This window comes from Microbacterium oxydans, assembly GCF_006540085.1.
In the GTDB taxonomy this organism is placed as follows: Bacteria; Actinomycetota; Actinomycetes; order Actinomycetales; family Microbacteriaceae; genus Microbacterium; species Microbacterium oxydans.
The window spans coordinates 1-16,886 of the sequence record NZ_BJOG01000003.1; the positions used below are offsets into that span (position 1 = coordinate 1).

The 16,886-nt window shown below is 69.2% G+C and carries 18 protein-coding genes and 1 tRNA gene; 13 read left to right on the forward strand and 6 right to left on the reverse strand.

Annotated features, from left to right (window positions below):
- From MOX01_RS07560 to MOX01_RS07585, 6 genes are all read left to right on the forward strand, one after another.
- Positions 1-532: FtsB family cell division protein (locus MOX01_RS07560; protein WP_230979365.1), on the forward strand; the 532-nt coding region annotated here is incomplete at its 5' end.
- A 47-nt stretch (positions 533-579) separates the two neighbouring features.
- Positions 580-1,122: a DUF501 domain-containing protein gene (locus MOX01_RS07565; RefSeq protein ID WP_141369171.1), complete on the forward strand. Its 543-nt coding sequence runs from the start codon at positions 580-582 to the stop codon at positions 1,120-1,122.
- The gene (locus MOX01_RS07570; RefSeq protein ID WP_046749637.1) at positions 1,119-2,426 is read left to right on the forward strand and encodes a S8 family serine peptidase; all 1,308 of its coding nucleotides are present in this window, start codon (positions 1,119-1,121) and stop codon (positions 2,424-2,426) included. The genes MOX01_RS07565 and MOX01_RS07570 overlap by 4 nt, the downstream gene beginning before the upstream one ends.
- Before the next feature lie 25 nt (positions 2,427-2,451).
- A complete protein-coding gene (locus tag MOX01_RS07575) occupies positions 2,452-3,924 on the forward strand; it encodes an NAD(P)/FAD-dependent oxidoreductase (RefSeq protein ID WP_141369213.1) in 1,473 nt (490 codons plus the stop codon).
- A 291-nt stretch (positions 3,925-4,215) separates the two neighbouring features.
- A complete protein-coding gene (locus tag MOX01_RS07580; RefSeq protein WP_141369173.1) occupies positions 4,216-5,070 on the forward strand; it encodes a cation-transporting ATPase in 855 nt (284 codons plus the stop codon).
- Between the two features lie 6 nt (positions 5,071-5,076).
- Positions 5,077-5,742, forward strand: coding sequence for a DedA family protein (locus MOX01_RS07585; protein WP_141369175.1), 666 nt, complete (start codon positions 5,077-5,079; stop codon positions 5,740-5,742).
- A 10-nt stretch (positions 5,743-5,752) separates the two neighbouring features.
- Here the strand turns inward: MOX01_RS07585 and MOX01_RS07590 are convergent.
- Positions 5,753-5,825 (reverse strand) — tRNA-Leu (locus MOX01_RS07590).
- A gap of 85 nt (positions 5,826-5,910) precedes the next feature.
- Here MOX01_RS07590 and MOX01_RS07595 point away from each other — a divergent pair.
- From MOX01_RS07595 to MOX01_RS07605, 3 genes are all read left to right on the forward strand, one after another.
- Positions 5,911-7,158 carry an alanine racemase gene (locus MOX01_RS07595; RefSeq protein WP_141369177.1) on the forward strand — a complete coding sequence of 416 codons (1,248 nt, stop codon included), beginning with the start codon at positions 5,911-5,913 and terminating at the stop codon, positions 7,156-7,158.
- Positions 7,155-8,468, forward strand: coding sequence for a D-arabinono-1,4-lactone oxidase (locus MOX01_RS07600; protein ID WP_058632526.1), 1,314 nt, complete (start codon positions 7,155-7,157; stop codon positions 8,466-8,468). Before MOX01_RS07595 ends, MOX01_RS07600 begins: the two co-directional genes overlap by 4 nt.
- Before the next feature lie 88 nt (positions 8,469-8,556).
- Positions 8,557-9,123, forward strand: a complete 567-nt coding sequence (locus MOX01_RS07605; protein ID WP_046749632.1) for a LemA family protein — start codon at positions 8,557-8,559, stop codon at positions 9,121-9,123.
- A 39-nt stretch (positions 9,124-9,162) separates the two neighbouring features.
- Here the strand turns inward: MOX01_RS07605 and MOX01_RS07610 are convergent, their stop codons facing one another.
- Positions 9,163-10,092, reverse strand: a complete 930-nt coding sequence (locus MOX01_RS07610) for a hypothetical protein (RefSeq protein WP_141369179.1) — start codon at positions 10,090-10,092, stop codon at positions 9,163-9,165.
- A complete protein-coding gene (locus MOX01_RS07615; protein ID WP_141369181.1) occupies positions 10,089-11,354 on the reverse strand; it encodes a winged helix-turn-helix domain-containing protein in 1,266 nt (421 codons plus the stop codon). Before MOX01_RS07615 ends, MOX01_RS07610 begins: the two co-directional genes overlap by 4 nt.
- Positions 11,355-11,441: 87 nt before the next feature.
- Here MOX01_RS07615 and MOX01_RS07620 point away from each other — a divergent pair, with 87 nt between their 5' ends.
- Positions 11,442-12,638, forward strand: a complete 1,197-nt coding sequence (locus MOX01_RS07620) for an AI-2E family transporter (RefSeq protein ID WP_061017106.1) — start codon at positions 11,442-11,444, stop codon at positions 12,636-12,638.
- A complete protein-coding gene (ilvA, locus tag MOX01_RS07625; RefSeq protein ID WP_046749628.1) occupies positions 12,635-13,864 on the forward strand; it encodes a threonine ammonia-lyase in 1,230 nt (409 codons plus the stop codon). The genes MOX01_RS07620 and ilvA overlap by 4 nt, the downstream gene beginning before the upstream one ends.
- A gap of 70 nt (positions 13,865-13,934) precedes the next feature.
- Here ilvA and greA read toward each other — a convergent pair whose 3' ends face one another.
- Positions 13,935-14,423, reverse strand: coding sequence for a transcription elongation factor GreA (greA, locus tag MOX01_RS07630; protein ID WP_045262727.1), 489 nt, complete (start codon positions 14,421-14,423; stop codon positions 13,935-13,937).
- Positions 14,424-14,520: 97 nt separating this feature from the next.
- Positions 14,521-14,907: a DUF4307 domain-containing protein gene (locus tag MOX01_RS07635; RefSeq protein WP_046749627.1), complete on the reverse strand. Its 387-nt coding sequence runs from the start codon at positions 14,905-14,907 to the stop codon at positions 14,521-14,523.
- Between the two features lie 67 nt (positions 14,908-14,974).
- On the opposite strand from MOX01_RS07635, the gene MOX01_RS07640 reads away from it, so the two are divergent.
- Entirely contained in the window at positions 14,975-15,268 is a 294-nt protein-coding gene (locus MOX01_RS07640; RefSeq protein WP_046749626.1) for a hypothetical protein, read from the forward strand.
- A gap of 7 nt (positions 15,269-15,275) precedes the next feature.
- Here MOX01_RS07640 and trhA read toward each other — a convergent pair whose 3' ends face one another.
- Positions 15,276-16,007, reverse strand: coding sequence for a PAQR family membrane homeostasis protein TrhA (gene trhA, locus MOX01_RS07645; RefSeq protein ID WP_058632530.1), 732 nt, complete (start codon positions 16,005-16,007; stop codon positions 15,276-15,278).
- Between the two features lie 97 nt (positions 16,008-16,104).
- On the opposite strand from trhA, the gene MOX01_RS07650 reads away from it, so the two are divergent.
- The gene (locus MOX01_RS07650; protein ID WP_046749846.1) at positions 16,105-16,884 is read left to right on the forward strand and encodes an isoprenyl transferase; all 780 of its coding nucleotides are present in this window, start codon (positions 16,105-16,107) and stop codon (positions 16,882-16,884) included.
- Positions 16,885-16,886 lie beyond the last annotated feature (2 nt).

A 16,886-nucleotide genomic window follows, 5' to 3' on the forward strand; every position in this document is an offset into this window, starting at 1 on the left:
GACGGCGCCTTCGGCCGCGCGCGCGGCGGCGCCTTCGACCGCGCGCGCGGCGGCGCCTTCGACCGCGCGCGCGGCGGCGGGGAGCCGAGGCGGAGCCCCCCGCGTCGATGTGCGCGAGTGGGCTTCCGGCATCCGCCTCTCCGCCTTCTCCGTCATCATGCTCTCGCTGGTGGTGCTCGGCGCGTGGGTGCTGGTGCCGACGCTCGGGACCTTCATCGACCAGCGTCAGAAGATCGCAGCCCTCGAGGCCTCCGTGCAGGTGAGCGAAGACCAGATCGCGGCGCTCGAAGCCGAACGCGAGCGCTGGAACGACCCCGCGTACATCACGACGCAGGCCCGCGAGCGCCTCTATTACGTGAAACCAGGCGAGGTCGTCTACCTGATCGACAACGACCTCGATCCTGCTGCCCTCCCGCGGGAGCAGGAGCCGGTGAGCGACACGCTCGTCGAGAAGCCGACGGACTGGATGCCGCAGCTGCTGCGCACCCTCGTGTCGTCCGGGCTCAGCGACACCGCCGCCGTCACTCGCTGAGCATCCGCTCCGAGCATCTTCCCCGCAGCCTCCCCTACGCTGGTGGGGTGACCACGCCGCCCTTCCCCGCCCCCACGCCCGCCGAACTCGCCGTCGTATCGGCCCAGCTCGGCCGTTCCGCCCGGGGTGTGGTGGGTATCGCGGCCCGTTGCGACTGCGGCAACCCGACGGTGGTCGCCACGACGCCGCGCCTGCCGGACGGCACGCCGTTCCCCACGTTCTACTACCTCACGCACCCCGCGGCGACGGCGGCGATGTCGACGCTGGAAGCCACCCAGGTGATGCCCGAGCTCGCCGCACTCATCGCCGAGGACGACGACATGGCTGCGGCCTATCTCGCAGCCCACGAGGCCTACCTGGCGGATCGTGCCGAGTTCGGCGAGGTCCCCGAGATCGACGGCATCTCCGCGGGTGGCATGCCCACGCGCGTCAAGTGCCTGCACGCCCTGGCCGGGCATGCCCTGGCCGCCGGTCCTGGAGTGAACCCGATCGGCGACGCGGCGCTCGCGCGTTCCTCCTGGTCGCCCGCCGTCTGCCGCTGCGAAGACCCCGGCGCTGCCACCCGCGACGCGGCGGCCTCCACGGCATGACCGTGCGCCGGACGCTGCGCAGCGCTGCCGCCATCGTGGTGGTCGCAGCGTCCGTGCTGCTCATCGGGGCCACGGCCACCCCGCCACCGGTCCCGGACGACCCGGCCGACCCGGTCCGGGCCTCGGAGTACTGGCTCGACGGCGCGCGTATCCGCGAAGCGTGGCAGACCACACGTGGCGAGGGCGTGACGATCGCCGTGATCGACACGGGTATCGCCAAGGTGCCCTCCGTCTTCGGCGACGCCGTGGTCGGCGGAACCGACGTATCGGGAACCGGAACGCCGGATGGCCGCACCCCTCTGGGTGCCGTCGACGGCAATCACGGATCCTGGGTGGCGTCGCTCGCGGCCGGACGAGGCGCTCCCGACGGCACCGGGATGATCGGCGTCGCTCCGGAGGCGAACCTGCTCTCGATCTCCGTCGGATTCGGCGCCGCCGCGGCCGTGCCGTTCACGGAGCAGGTCGCGAAGGGCATGAAGTGGGCTGTCGACAACGGCGCCGACATCATCAACCTCTCCTTCACCACGAACACGCTCGATTGGGATGAGAGCTGGGATGAGGCATTCCTCTACGCGTTCCAGCACGACGTCGTGGTGGTCGTCGCGGCGGGGAACAGGGGAAGCGGCACGAACATCATCGGTGCTCCCGCGACCATCCCCGGGGTGCTGACGGTCGGCGGCGTCGACCAGACCGGCACGGCCAGCATCGAGGCCTCGACACAGGGCATCACGATCGGCATCTCCGCGCCCAGCGAAGGACTCATCGGAGTCTCCGCCGACGGGACCGTCACGCCGTGGCGCGGCACGAGCGGCGCAGCCCCGATCGTCGCAGGGGTCGCTGCCCTGATCCGCTCGGCGCACCCCGAGATCAAGGCGATCGACGTGATCAACCGCATCATCAAGACCGCCATCCCCGTCCCCGACGCGGTCAAACCGCAGGACCCGCTGTATGGGTATGGGCTGGTCGACGCCGCTGCCGCGATCTCCGCGAACCTTCCGGCGGTGAGCGAGAACCCGATGGGGGATCTCGCCGAGTGGATCCGCGTCTTCCGCCGTGCACAGACGGAGCCCGAGACGGCCGCGCCCGTCACGCCGGTAGACATCCCGCCTCTGCCGGCGGCCGACGCACCCACCGATCCCGGCTCACCGCTGCTTCCCAGCGCGGATTCATTGCGCTACGGTACCCTGCCGCTCATTGCGCTCACAGTCCCTGGTATCCTGATAGCGCTTGGCGTCACCGCTGCTGCCCGGCGCATCCGATCGGCGCGCATTTCCGTACGCCACACCCCCGACTCCGAGGAGTAGTTCTTCTGTGCCTCAGAACAGCACTGTGCCCAAGATCCTGATCGTCGGCGGAGGGTACGCGGGTTTCTACACCGCGTGGAAGCTCGAGAAGCACCTGCGCAAGGGCGAAGCCGACGTGACCATGGTCGACCCGCTGCCGTACATGACGTACCAGCCGTTCCTCCCCGAGGTCGCCGCGGGCTCCATCGAGGCCCGTCACTCGGTGGTCGCGCACCGCCGTCACCTCAAGCGCACCAACGTGCTCACCGCCAAGGTGACCAACATCAACCACGCCCAGAAGGTCGCGACCATCACGCCGCCGCTGGGAGAGCCGTACGAGTTCGCATACGACCAGATCGTCGTCACGGCGGGCGCCGTCTCGCGCACCTTCCCGATCCCCGGCATCGCCGACAACGCGATCGGACTGAAGACGATCGAAGAGGCCGTCGCGATCCGCGACAAGGTCATGTCGAACTTCGACAAGGCCGCCTCGCTCCCCGCCGGTCCCGAGCGCGACCGTCTGTTGACCGTCGTGGTCGTCGGTGGTGGCTTCGCCGGCATCGAGGTGTTCGCCGAACTCCGCTCGCTGGCGTCCGCGCTGGTCGGCAAGTACCCGCAGATCAGCTTCGAGGACACGCACTTCCACCTCATCGAGGCGATGGGCCGCATCATGCCCGAGGTCTCGCTGCAGACGAGCGAGTGGGTGCTCAAGGACCTCGCCAAGCGCGGCGCGAACGTGCACCTCGACACGCAGCTCACCAGTGCGGTCGACGGCAACGTCGAGCTCTCCACCGGCGAGGTCATCCCGACCGACGTCATCGTGTGGACAGCCGGCGTCATGGCCAACCCGACCGTCGTGCGCGGCGGAGATCTGCCGGTCGAGGAGCGCGGTCGCATCCAGACCCGCGCCGATCTGCGCGTCGGCACACCCGAGGCCTTCGTCGAGGGTGCATGGGCAGCCGGAGACGTCTCCGCTGTCCCCGATCTCTCGGGTGGTGGCGTCGGAGGCTTCTGCGTGCCGAACGCCCAGCACGCGGTCCGCCAGGCGAAGCTCCTCGCGAAGAACCTCGTGGCCGTGCTCCGGGGCGAGAAGCCCAAGGACTACTTCCACAAGAACCTCGGCGCTGTCGCAGGTCTCGGCCTGTACAACGGCGTCTTCCAGTCCGGCAAGATCGCGCTCAAGGGCTTCATCGCCTGGCTCGCGCACCGCGGTTACCACGGTCTCGCGATGCCGACGTGGGAGCGCAAGTGGCGCGTGCTGTGGGGCTGGTGGAACAACCTGTGGCTCGGCCGTGATCTCGTGAACCTCGAGACGGTGCAGAACCCGCGCTACGTCTTCGAGGAGTTCGCCGCGCGTCCGCGCCCGGCCGCTCCCGCTGCGCCCGTGGCTGATGCTCCGGCGAAGGCCGCCCCGGCGGAAAAGAAGCCCGCCGCGAAGAAGCCTGCTGCCAAGAAGCCGGCTGCGAAGAAGCCCGTCGCGGAGAAGACTCCCGAGACGGCGGAAGCAGCGGCGAAGTAACACCTTCCGCACGACGACGATCGGCCCCGAGCGCACTGCGCCGGGGCCGATCGTCGTCGTGGCGGGTCGTTCCGAGGCGACGCATAGGTGCGGTCGGTATCGTCTCGCGGGCAAGGGGAGTACTCCCGAATGCGGCGAAGTCGTCATTACGAGCTCGAGATCGTGCTCCGGCCCGCCGGCCCGTGAGGGTGGAGGAGACCTTGGCACCCGCATCGCGGGCTGCTGAGTGAACCCTGCCGTCGTCCCGACGTCGTGGATCCCCGGTGGTCCGCACCACGAAAGGGACCACTCATGGGAAAGCTCTCCCGATTGATCGGAATGGCCTCCGAAGCGCTGGAGAAGAATGCCTCCTCAGGGCGCAACGGCCACTCGGCCGGCGGATCGCGCTCGCACGACGAATCCCGGTCGACGGATTGGAGCGGGATGCTGCGCGGCGCCGTCGACGCCGTGCGCGGGCAGGGGGATGCCGGACGGACTTCGCTGCCCGGTCCCGCAGCCGGTGCCCCGTACACGCCGCCGGCTGCCGGTGACCCGTACACGCCGCCCGCGGCTGGTGCCTCGCGCGCGTCGCCGTCCGTGACCGATGCCGATCGGGCGGCCATCGCCCGCTACGACTACCTTCTGCAGACGGCCGATCCGCAGCGTGTCGAGCAGATCCACCGCGAGGCGTTCGCGCGACTTTCGCCCGAGCAGCGTGCGCTCGTCGAGGCTCGAATGCGACAGGAACTTGCCCCAGGAGAGCGGCCGCGCTCCTCGTCAGCCGACGACCTCGCGAGAGCGGCGGGTCGTGCAGAGGCCATGAACCCCGGACGGATGCGCGGACTGCTCTCGCGCGTGCGGGGCGCAGGCGTCGGTGGCGCTGCCGTCGCCGCAGGGGGCGCGGCCGTCGGTCTTCTCGGCGTCGTGGCCGGAGGAGCGGTGGTCAGCACCGTGGCCGGGCCTCTGCTGGAGCAGGCGGCGAACATCGGCGTCGACTTCGGAGCGCTCGCAGAGGGCGTCGACATCGAGTCGCTCGCCGGCGGCGCAGGCGAGCTGATGGGGGCCGCCGGCGAGACGGTATCCGGGGTCGGAGAGGCAGCGAGTGGATGGGGCGAGCAGCTCGGCGATCTCGGCCTCCCCGGCATCGGCGACATCTTCGGGCGCTGACCCCGCATGGTTCCCACTGCTGCCGCCGAACACGGCTTCACCGGCCTCACCGGATTCGCCGCCGACGTCCTCACAGCCCTCGGAGACGTCGGCGTCGGCGTGCTCGTCTTTCTCGAGGTGCTCGTGCCGCCGATCCCGAGCGAGGTCATCCTGCCCTTTGCGGGATACCTGAGCCAGAGCGGCTCCCTGAATCTCGGGTCGCTGATCTTCTGGAGCACCTTGGCGTCGTGGCTGGGGGCGCTGCTGCTGTACTGGCTCGGTGCGGCGATCGGAATGGACCGGGCGGTGCGGATGCTTGCTGCCACGAAACTGGTGAGTCGCTCCGACCTCGAACGCGGATCCGAGTGGTTCGTGCGCAGTGGCGGCTGGACCGTCCTGGTCGGACGGATGGTTCCCGGTGTCCGCAGCCTCATCTCGATCCCCGCCGGCGCGTCGCGGATGAACCTCGTGACCTTCAGCGTCTACACGATCATCGGGAGCGGACTGTGGAACGCTCTTCTCCTCGGGGTCGGAGCGGCGTTGGGCACCCAGCACGAGCAGCTGGAGCAGTACCTCGGCTATCTCGACTACGCCGTCTACTCCGCCATCGCGATAGCTCTCGTCGTCCTGATCGTGCGCCGGATACGGGAGGCAGCGGGTGAGCGGAAGGCGGTCGCGCAGGGGGAGGACTGAGCGTCGGCGGTGCCCCCGCTGGGACTCGAACCCAGACTGAAGCGATTTTAAGTCGCCTGCCTCTGCCATTGGGCTACGGGGGCCTCCCGGTCAGCCTATCGCCGCGCTCGACTGCGACGCCGTGCCGTCAGGGGTGAACCGGAGTCCGCGAGGCCTTAGGGTGGGGGAGTGCTCGACCTCATCGATGAACTGAGCCCCGTCCACGGTGCCTCCGCGGTCGCCCCTGAGTGGGAGGACCCGGCCCGTTACTGGCCGCGCCTGTCCGCGGCGACAGGACACCTCCCGGCACCCGTGGCGGTGATCGACCGCGAGGCGCTCCGCTACAACGCGATGGACCTTCTGGTGCGGGCCGGTGGACTCCCGATCCGCGTCGCCTCGAAGTCCGTGCGGGTGCGCTCCGTGCTCGACGCCGTGCTGAAGCTGCCGGGGTACCGCGGCATCCTCGCCTTCACGCTCGAAGAGGCGCTCTGGCTCGCCGAGACCCACGACGACATCATGCTGGGCTACCCGACCGTGGACCGCGCGGGACTGGCGCGGCTCTTCGCCGACGAGCAGGCCGCGCGGCGTATCACGCTGATGGTCGACGACCTCGTGCACCTCGATCTGATCGACAGCGTCGCGGGTCCCCGGTCGCGCCCCGAGCTCCGCGTCGCCATCGACGTGGATGCCTCCTGGCGGTCCTCGATCCTCGGCCACATCGGAGTGCGCCGCTCTGCTCTGTTCAGCGCGGGCGAGGTCGCCGCCTTCGCCCGAAAGGTGGTCGCCCGCCCCGGGTTCCGCCTCGTCGGATTGCAGATGTACGACGCGCAGATCGCCGGTCAGGGCGACGACGCCGGTCCCGATGCGCCGCTCATCCGCATGGTGCAGGCGCGCTCGCGCAACGAGCTGCGTGAGCGTCGAGCCGAGATCGTCGCCGCAGTCGGGTCCGTGGCACCCCTGGAGATCCTCAACGGCGGGGGAACGGGCTCGCTCGAGTTCACGGGCAGCGACGAGTCCCTCACCGAGGCGAGCGCGGGCAGCGGGCTGCTCGGCGGACACCTCTTCGACGGCTACCGGTCGTTCCGTCCCGCGCCCGCCTCCGCATTCGCGTTCGATGTGGTGCGCCGCCCCGCCGCCGACATCGCCACGGTGCTCGGAGGCGGGTGGATCGCCTCCGGCCCCGCTGTGGCTTCCCGGCAGCCGCGTGCTGTGTGGCCAGAGGGGCTCCACACCCTCTCCCGCGAAGCCGCCGGCGAGGTGCAGACGCCGCTGCAGGGGCCGGCGGCCGCGTCGCTCGGCGTGGGAGACCGTGTCTGGTTCCGCCATGCCAAGAGCGGTGAACCGGCAGAGCGCATCGAGAGCTATCACCTGATCTCGGGCGACGAGATCGTCGACGAGCTGCCGACATACCGCGGCGAGGGAAAGGCCTTCCTGTGACGAGAATCGGCGGCACCTGGCAGAACTGGGGTCGCTCGGCGTCCGTGCGTCCGGTACGCGTGGAGCGGCCGCGCAGCCCGGAGGGCGTGCAGCGCGCGGTGATCGCCGCGGTCAGGCACGGACTGCCCGTGAAGGCGGTGGGGGCCGGTCACAGCTTCACCGGCATCGCCATCGCTCCTGGTGTGCTGCTCGAGCTCGACGACCTGCAGGGCCTCGTCTCCGCCGACGCCGAGACCGGCCGGGTGACTCTGCTCGCCGGAACGCGGCTGCACCGCATCCCCGGGCTCCTGGCGCCGTACGGGCTCGCGATGGAGAACCTCGGCGACATCGATCGCCAGTCCATCGCCGGAGCGATCTCCACAGGCACCCACGGCACGGGAGCCGGATACGGCGGCCTCGCCACCCAGGTCGTCGGCGTCACGATGGTCACGGCCGCTGGCGAGTTCCTGCGGATCGACGAGGAGCACGAGAGCGAGCTCCTGCCTGCGGTGGCACTGGGACTCGGCGCCCTCGGCATCATCGTCGAGGTGACGCTGCAATGCGTACCCGCGTTCGTGATGCACGCCATCGACGAGCCGGTCGCCCTGGACGAAGTGCTCGCCACCCTCGACGAGCGCGTCGCCTCATCCGACCACTTCGAGTTCTACTGGTTCCCGCACACCGACGTCGCCCTGACGAAGCGCCAGGCGCGTCTCCCGGAAGCGACGGTCCGCAAGCCGCTCCCTGTGGTCGGGCGATGGATCGACGAGACGGTGCTCTCGAACGGCGTCTACCGCGTCGTGTGCGCAGCCGGCCAGGTCGTCCCGGCGATCACGCCGTCGTTCAGCCGGCTCGCGGTCAAGCTCACCGGCGATCGCGAGTACACCGAGCTGTCGCACCGCGTGCTCATCCAGAGCCGGACCGTGCGCTTCCGGGAGATGGAGTATGCGATCCCGGCCGAGAACGTCGTGGCGGCGTTCCAGGCAGTCAGGGCTCTCATCGACCGGCGCGGGTGGCGGATCGAGTTCCCGATCGAAGTGCGTTTCGCCGCAGCCGACGATCGCTGGCTCTCCACCGCTCACGGGCGCGACAGTGCGTACATCGCCGTGCATCGATACTGGCGAGCCGACCCCACGGAGTACTTCGGAGCGGTGGAGGAGATCATGCACGGGTTCGGCGGACGTCCGCACTGGGGCAAGCTCCACACGCTGACCGCGGAGACGCTCCGGGAGCGGTATCCGCGCTTCGACGACTTCATCGCACTGCGCGACCGGCTCGACCCGGAACGTCGGTTCGGCAACCGCTATCTCGAACGGGTGCTCGGCAGCTGAACCGACGGCGGCGGACGCCGCGTACGCCCAGTCCACGTGCAGGCTGCGCGTCTAGGATGAGAGAAACACGAGGAAGGGTGGGCCTCTGATGGAATGGCTCGTGCCGGTACTGATCGTTGTCGGAGTGATCCTGCTCGTCGGCATCTATCTGTGGGCCACGTACAACTCGCTGGTGCAGCTGAATGTGCGCGTCGACGAGGCGTGGAGCGGCATCACCGTGCAGCTCAAGCGACGAGCCGACCTCATCCCCAACCTCATCGAGACGGTGAAGGGCTACGCCTCGCACGAGAAGGCGGTCTTCGAGAACGTCACCCGTGCGCGTGCCGAGACGCTGTCGGCGGGAGGGCCCGGAGAAGCCGGTATCGCCGAGGGGCACCTGCAGCAGGCTCTGCGCAGCCTGTTCGCGGTCGCTGAGGCGTATCCGCAGCTGCAGGCGAGCACCAACTTCCTCCAGGTGCAGCAGGCCCTGGTCGACACCGAGGACAAGATCCAGGCGGCGCGCCGGTTCTACAACGGCGGCGTGCGCGAGCTCAACACCAAGATCAAGGTCTTCCCCAACAACCTGTTTGCCAAGGGGCTGGGGTTCACCGAGCGCGAGTTCTTCGAGGTCGCCGACAGCAGCGCCATCTCGGAGCCTCCGCGCGTGCAGTTCTGACGCGTGCACTTCTGACGCACGGTTCGGCGACGGCGTTCGTCACCACGGTGAGAGCACGAGGTCGTCGGCGGTGAAGGACACGTCGCCGCGAAGCGTCCAGGAGTCCGTGCGGTACGTCGTCGTCAGTCCGGCGCCGTCTGCGCCGGTCCCCGTCACGGTGACGACCAGCACCCCGCCGTCCGCGGTGAAGCCTGCCGGGGTGAGAGTGACGGCGGGAGCCTCCTCGACCCGGTAGCGGAACCCGTCGACATCACGGAACTCCGTTCCCCAGGGGATGCGCAGTCCGCAACCGTCCGGCGTCTCGGTCCCGGGGACGGTGCACGCTTCGACGATGTCGTCCACGTGGTCTTGGGCGACCGCCGTCGCCTCCGGGCGCAGCGTGGCATCGACCACGGTCGTGACCTCGACGGCAGGCATGACCGTCACAGCGCTCTCGCCTTCGAGCAGCGTCGCCGGCATCGCAGAGACCGTGTACAGCGCGGGGAGGAGAGCGACCGCTTCGCCCGTGGGGACAGCGGTGGTGCCGATCGCGACGGAAGCACCGATGGTCGAGTCGAGGGTCACCCTGCCGAGCCCCGAGGAGTCGACACGCCAGCGGCCGTCGGCCATGTCGAGCGCGAGCACTGCGTCGTGGGCATCTCCATCGAGCTCGAACGACACCTCCACCGCCGCCGACGTGCTGCCGTTGCTGTGTCGCACGCGCGTGACCTCGGCGTCTCGCACCAGCGCGCTCGCGGCGTCGAAGGCGTCGAGTGCGGCCTCCGTGACCACGATTCCGGTGGCCCGCACGGTATCGGCATCGCCGGACTCCAGGGCTTGCAGGTACTCGAGTGCCGCTTCCTCCGGGGTGGTCGACCGCGCGGAGGATTGCCAGATCCACACCCCTGCGGCGAGGAGGACGACGACGATCGCGGCGCCGCTGATCACCCAGCGCCGCCGCACTCTGCTCCTGCGGGACTCTTTGTTCATGCGGGACTCTCTCGGGGATGCAGATGGCGGCGCACGGCCGGACCTGTTCCCGTGCCCGCGGCCAGGGCGGTGTGAAGCGCCGCCGTGGCCTCACCCCAACCGGACACCGAGATGTGCTCCAGACCCTGCCAGGCGGCGGCGAGTGCGAGTTCCCGGGCGATCGGCTCCGCGTCGCCGGGACGCGCCTGCGGCTCCCACCACGCGGATTGCACCTGCAGAGTCGATGTGGTCCGATCGGCCTTGAGGTCCACCCGTGCGACGATGCGGTCGCCGACGAGCACAGGCAGGGAGTAGTAGCCGAATCGCCGCTTCTCGGCCGGCACGTAGATCTCGATGCGATAGTCGAGGCCGAATGCACGGAGGGCCCGGTCCCGGAACCACACCACCGGGTCGAACGGCGTCAGGATCGCCGCCGTATCCACTCTGCGCGGCAGCACCGCATCCTGATGCCGCCAGGCGGGGAGCGGGCGCCCGCCACGTTCCCAACCCCGCACCTTCACCGGGATCAGCTCACCCGAATCCACGAGCTGGGCGATCGAGCGGGCGACTGCGGCGCGGTCGCGAATGCGGTAGTAGTCGGCGAGATCCGACTGTGTGGCGACGCCACTCGATCGCGCCGCGCGCCGGCTCAGCTCGAGGATGGCCTCGGCGCGGGACACCTCCCGTGAGCGGATGGTGTCGGGAATGACATGCTCCGCCAGCGCGTACGTGCGCTCGAATCCGCGACGCCCGCTGATCGCGACGTCACCGGTGCGCCACAGGTGCTCGAGCGCGAGTTTCACATCGTCCCAGTCCCACCAGGTGCCGCGCTCCCGCGGTGCGTCTTCGCGGAGGTCGGCCGGTCGCAGCGGGCCGCGCGCACGCAGCTCGTCCGTCACCCACTGCACGGTGCGGGTGTTGCTGCTCATCCACGAGTCCTCGCCCGCCCAGCGCCGGCGGAAGTCGTCCATGCGGAAGCGCCACAACGGCCAGTCCTCGACAGGGATGAAAGTGGCCTCGTGGGCGAGGTACTCGACGTAGTGCGTCGTGCGGGAGAGGAAGATGCGGTCGAGCAGCGCGGGGTCGTACGCGCCGAGCCGTGAGAACAGCGGGAGGTAGTGCGATCGCGCGAACACGTTCACGGAGTCGATCTGCAGGACTCCGAGCCGGTCCATGACCCGGTGCACGTGCCGCCCCGCGACCGTCGCCGGTCGTGCTCGGGTGAATCCCTGAGCGGCCAGCGCGATGCGACGTGCCTGGGTCGAGCTGAGGGTGTCTGTCACCTCGCCAGGGTAGCGCCGCGCGCCGACATCGCTCCGCGCTCGGAAAGATGCGTTCGAGGGCATACGGCATGACCTTAGACTTGGGCGATGAGCGACGACCAGCGACCCCGGCTGCGTGATCTCTTCCGTCCGCGCCCGGTCTCCACCGACCGCACCGTGACGACCGAGGCCGACGAGACCGTGCCCCTGCCGTTGCGGATCACCGCGAGCTACGCCTGGCGGCTGCTGATCATCGCCGCTGCGATCGGCGTCTTCATCTGGCTCGTGATGCTGCTCAAGCTCCTGGTCATCCCCCTCATGGTCGGCATCCTCATCACGGCGCTGCTGTGGCCCGCGTTCTCGTGGATGCTGCGACGCGGCCTCCCGCGATGGCTGGCGATCGCCATCTCGCTCATCGGGACGGCCGCCATCGTCACCGGGCTGATGTGGCTCGTCGTCTGGCAGGTGCGCGCCCAGCTTCCCGACGTGCAGGAGCGGTCGACCGAGGCGTTCGATCAGTTCCAGGTGTGGCTGCACGACGGGCCGCTGAATCTCTCGGACACCCAGATCGCCGACTACCTCCAGCAGGGTCTCGACCTCATCAGCGAACAGGCACAGGTGCTCTGGACGGGCGCACTCGCGATCGGCACGACCGTCGGTCACGTCGCCACGGGCGCCGTGCTCGCACTCTTCATCCTCATCTGCCTGCTGGCCGATGGAGCCGGGATCTGGCGCTGGACCCTCAAGATCTTCCCGCGTCGCGCCCGTCCGGCCGTCGACGGCGCCGCCCGCAACGGTTGGACGACGATCGTCAACTACGCGCGCACGCAGCTTTTCGTGGCCACCATCGATGCGATCGGCATCGGCCTCGGCGCCTTCCTGCTGCAGGTTCCGCTCGCGCTCCCTGTGGCGGTGCTCGTGTTCCTCGGCTCCTTCATCCCGATCGTCGGTGCCGTGGTGACCGGCGCGGTCGCCGTCTTCCTCGCCCTCGTCTACAACGGGCCGTGGATCGCTCTGTGGATGCTCGTCGTGGTGCTGGCGGTCCAGCAGATCGAGGGACACATCCTGCAGCCGATCATGATGGGTTCCGCGGTCAAGGTGCACCCGCTCGCCGTCGTGCTCGTCGTGGCCGGAGGAGCGATGATCGCCGGAATCCCCGGCGCCCTGTTCGCGGTCCCGTTGGCGGCGTTCGTCAACGTCGCCGCCGTGACCATCAGCTCGGGTTCCTGGCGCACCGGCGTCGGACCGAGCGGAGATCTGATCTGGAGCACAGTTCCGCGCGAGCGGAGACGGAGGAATCGATGAGCGCAGTCCCCAGCCTGACCGAGTTCGAGCACGCCGCTCAGAGTCTGGCTGAGGTGATCTCGCACACGCCATCGCTGCCGTCGCGGGCCCTCTCCGACATCCTCGGGGCACCCGTCCTGCTCAAGATGGAGAATCTCCAGCGCACGGGCTCCTTCAAGATCCGCGGGGCGGCCTACCGGCTGTCCAAGCTGAGCGCCGAGGAGCGCGCCAGGGGAGTGGTCGCGGCCTCCGCAGGCAACCATGCCCAGGGGGTTGCCCTCGCCGCCCAAGCGCTCGGGATCCCCGCGACGATCTTCATGCCCCTGGGTGTGCCGGTGCCGAAGCTGCTCGCCACTCGCGGCTACGGAGCGGAAGTGGTGCTGGAGGGGGAGACGGTGGCGACATCGCTGCGTCTCGCCGCCGAGTTCTCCGAGCGCACCGGCGCGGTGCTGATCCACCCGTTCGATCACCGCGACGTCGTGATCGGGCAGGGCACGCTCGGGCTCGAGCTCCTGGAGGATGCGCCCGAGGTCGACACCGTCGTGCTCGGCATCGGCGGTGGAGGTCTCATCGCCGGGGTCGCCGCAGCTGTCAAGGCCCGTGCCGCCGAGCTCGGACGCTCGGTCAGGATCATCGGCGTGCAGGCGGAGAACGCCGCCGCCGTGCCGCCATCGCTCGAGGCGGGAGAGCCCGTCGACATCGTGACGAGGCCGACCATCGCCGACGGCATCCTGGTCGCGCGCCCCGGTGCGATCCCGTTCGACATCATCAAGGACCTCGTCGACGAGGTGGTCACGGTCTCCGACGATGATCTGGCGCGAGCCATCCTCATCCTCCTCGAGCAGGCGAAGGTCGTGGTCGAGCCCGCGGGCGCCGCGGGCGTCGCAGCCATCCTCGCCGGCAAGGTCACCGCGACGGGGACCACCATGGCCGTGCTGTCAGGTGGGAACATCGACCCGCTCCTGCTGCAGCGGGTCGTCTCGCACGGACTCGCCGCGTCCGGTCGATACCTCACGATCCGCATCCCGCTGCCCGACCGGCCCGGCCAGCTCGCCCGCGTGTCCGAGCTGATCGCGGAGGCCGGAGCGAACGTGATCGAGGCCATGCACACACGTCACGGACACGGGCTGCAGATCAGCGAGGTGATCCTCGAACTCAGCGTCGAGACCCGCGGTCCCGAGCACTCCGAGCACACGCTCGACACTCTGCGTCTGGCCGGCTTCGAGCCGATCCTCGTCCCGGATTGAGCACGACCGATCGCGCATACGGAAGCGCCCCCTCGTCCGAGCGGAGGAGGGGGCGCTTCCGTCTGGCGTCTCAGCCGGTGTAGGTCTCGACGTTCACGATCTCGACGCTGATGTCGCGACCGTTGGGAGCCTCGTAGGACGACTTCTCGCCGACCTTGAGACCGAGGATGGCCTGGCCGAGGGGGCTGGCCTCGCTGTACACGTCGAGGTCGCTGCCTGCGGCGATCTCGCGGCTACCGAGGAGGAAGACCTCTTCGCCGCCGGCGACGAGGGCCGTGACGACGGTTCCGGGCTCGACGATCCCGCGGCTGGCGGGAGCCTCGCCCACCTTGGCGGTCTTCAGCAGACCCTCCAGAGTGCGGATGCGGGCCTCCTGCTTGCCCTGCTCGTCCTTCGCGGCGTGGTACCCGCCGTTCTCCTTGAGGTCGCCCTCTTCGCGGGCCGCCTCGATGCGCTTGGCGATCTCGTCGCGGCCGACAGTGGACAGGTGCTCCAGCTCGGCGACGAGCCGGTCGTACGCTTCCTGCGTGAGGAAGGGAACCTGAGCATCGGTGGACATGACGAAGCTCCTTCTTTCGGGATCCCTCCGGCATGCTGCGGGGGATATGCCAAGACGCCCCGGCACGGTGCCGGGGCGTCGTCTGTCTGGCACGAGTCTAGGCGACCCAGCAGGCGTTCACCAAACCTGTCGTGGCTTCCGCGACGGTCGGGATGGTGACCGAACGCGCCTGCGAGTGGCTGTCTCCTGCTTCGATCTCGACGATCTTCCAGCCGACGACGCCGAACTCCTCGTCCAGCGCTTCGACGGCGCACACGACGTTCTTGCCCTGCACTCCGGTGACCTGGAAGGTGATGTTCACCGAGTGCTCGTCGACGAGTTCGAAGCCCAGATCGTCGGCGTCGACGGACGCCATCGACTGAGCGACGGTCATCCAGCCGAACGCGCCGAGCAGGATCACGGCGACCGCGCCGCCGACGATCCAGGGCGTGCGCCGCCGTCGGGTTCGGCCATAGCGTTCGTCGAGGTCTCGTGCGGTCGTCACAGGGGAGTCTTCCGGTCGTTAGGCTGGTGTTACCAGGTTATGCGACCTGCGTACGAAAGGCCGATTCATGTTCTCTCTGTCCGAGACCCCGATGCCGACGCCGAGCATGACCGTCGATCCGGTGTCGGTCACCCCGGGGTTCGTGGGCTTCGCCGCGATCGTCGTGGTCGTGATCGCGGTCATCCTCTTGATCTGGGACATGAACCGTCGCATCCGCCGTGTCCGCTACCGCGAAGAGGTGCGCGATGAGCTGGATGCCGAAGAGGCGGCGCGTCACGCCGACGGCACGGCCGCCCCCGGTGCGGAGCCGTCGACCTCGGACCGGCCCGACGCTCCCGAAGACGACTCGCCCACGCGCTGACCGTGCGTCACGGCGCACCCAGCGAGGGAGAAAGCGGCGCCAGCGCGATCAGCAGGCACGCCGTCCAGTGGCACAGGAACGCGAGAACCGTGCACACGTGGAAGATCTCGTGGAACCCGAAATGGCCCGGCCAGGGGTTCGGCTTCTTGAGCGCGTAGACGATCGCGCCGCCCGTGTAGAGCAGACCGCCGACGATCACCAGCACCATCATCGCGACGTTCGCGTTCATCAGATCGACGATGTACATCACGGCGGCCCAGCCCAGCAGCAGGTAAAGGGCCACGTAGAGCCAACGCGGCGCATTGATCCAGAAGACGCGGAAGAGGATGCCGACGAGGGTGCCGCCCCACACCAGGCAGAGCAGCAGGATGCCCTTCTGCGGTGGCAGCGCCAGCACGGCCAGAGGCGTATAGGTACCGGCGATGAGCAGCAGGATGTTGGCGTGGTCGATGCGCTTGAGCATCACCTTCACCTTCGGACTCCAGTCGATGCGGTGGTAGAGCGCGGAGTTGCCGAAGAGGAGCAGCGACGTGAGCATGAACACAGCGGAGGCCCACTTCGCCGCGGCTCCCTCGGCCACGACGATCAGGACGATTCCGGCGACCACGGCGACCGGGAAGGTGCCGGCGTGGATCCACCCTCGCCAGGTCGGTTTCACGTCGGTGGCCGCATCCGCGGCGGCTGCGTCCAGAAGGGGCAGCTGAGGGACGTCGGGACCGGAGTGCTCGGGAGTGCTCACGTGCTCACTCTAGGCGGCCCCGCATACCGCTCACGGCACATATATCCAGCGTTCCCACACGGTGCGGACGGCCGCGGCACGGTAGCGTAGGTGGGTGATTCCACGCGAGAGCCCGGTACGCGGGCCGCTGTACCGGCTCTACACGAGTCGGCTGCGTCGTCACCTCGATCCGGCTCGTGTGCCGCATCACGTCGCGATGATGATCGACGGCAATCGCCGGTGGGCCCGTCAGCTCGGGTTGGACACGCCCGCGGAGGGACACCGGGCGGGTGCGGCGAAGATGCGCGAGTTCCTGGAGTGGTGCGACGAGCTCGGTGTGCGGGTCGTCTCGCTCTACCTCCTCTCGAGCGACAATCTGAGGAAGCGGGATTCCGCGGAGCTCGCCGACCTCATCGAGATCATCGCGGAGCTGGCGGAGGCGCTGTCCCTGGAGGGGAACTGGCGGGTGAAGCACGTCGGCCGCTCCGACATCCTCCCCGCCGAGCTCGCGCGAGTGCTCTCCGACGCGGAGCAGCGCACGAAGGATCACACCGGGCTGCACGTGAACCTCGCGGTCGGGTACGGCGGGCGCAACGAGATCGTCGATGCGGTACGGAGCATCATCGCGAAGCACGAGGCGTCAGGCGGCACGCTCGAAGACCTCGCAGCCCACCTCACGCCCGAGATGATCGGCGAGCACCTGTACACCGGGGGACAGCCCGACCCCGATCTCGTGATCCGCACCAGTGGAGAGCAGCGGCTGAGCGATTTCCTCCTCTGGCAGAGTGCGCACAGCGAGTTCTACTTCGTGGAGGCGCTGGGGCCGGACCTCCGCCAGGTCGACTTCCTGCGTGCGATCCGGGACTATGCCGATCGGGACAGGCGCTTCGGGCGCTGACG

Coding starts and splice junctions, on each gene's coding strand:
- MOX01_RS07570 (WP_046749637.1), top strand. CDS start 1,119: ATGACCGTGCGCCGGACGCTGCGCAGCGCTGCCGCCATCGTGGTGGTC.
- MOX01_RS07580 (WP_141369173.1), top strand. CDS start 4,216: ATGGGAAAGCTCTCCCGATTGATCGGAATGGCCTCCGAAGCGCTGGAG.
- MOX01_RS07585 (WP_141369175.1), top strand. CDS start 5,077: ATGGTTCCCACTGCTGCCGCCGAACACGGCTTCACCGGCCTCACCGGA.
- MOX01_RS07605 (WP_046749632.1), top strand. CDS start 8,557: ATGGAATGGCTCGTGCCGGTACTGATCGTTGTCGGAGTGATCCTGCTC.
- MOX01_RS07610 (WP_141369179.1), bottom strand. CDS start 10,092: ATGAACAAAGAGTCCCGCAGGAGCAGAGTGCGGCGGCGCTGGGTGATC.
- MOX01_RS07620 (WP_061017106.1), top strand. CDS start 11,442: ATGAGCGACGACCAGCGACCCCGGCTGCGTGATCTCTTCCGTCCGCGC.
- ilvA (WP_046749628.1), top strand. CDS start 12,635: ATGAGCGCAGTCCCCAGCCTGACCGAGTTCGAGCACGCCGCTCAGAGT.
- greA (WP_045262727.1), bottom strand. CDS start 14,423: ATGTCCACCGATGCTCAGGTTCCCTTCCTCACGCAGGAAGCGTACGAC.
- MOX01_RS07640 (WP_046749626.1), top strand. CDS start 14,975: ATGTTCTCTCTGTCCGAGACCCCGATGCCGACGCCGAGCATGACCGTC.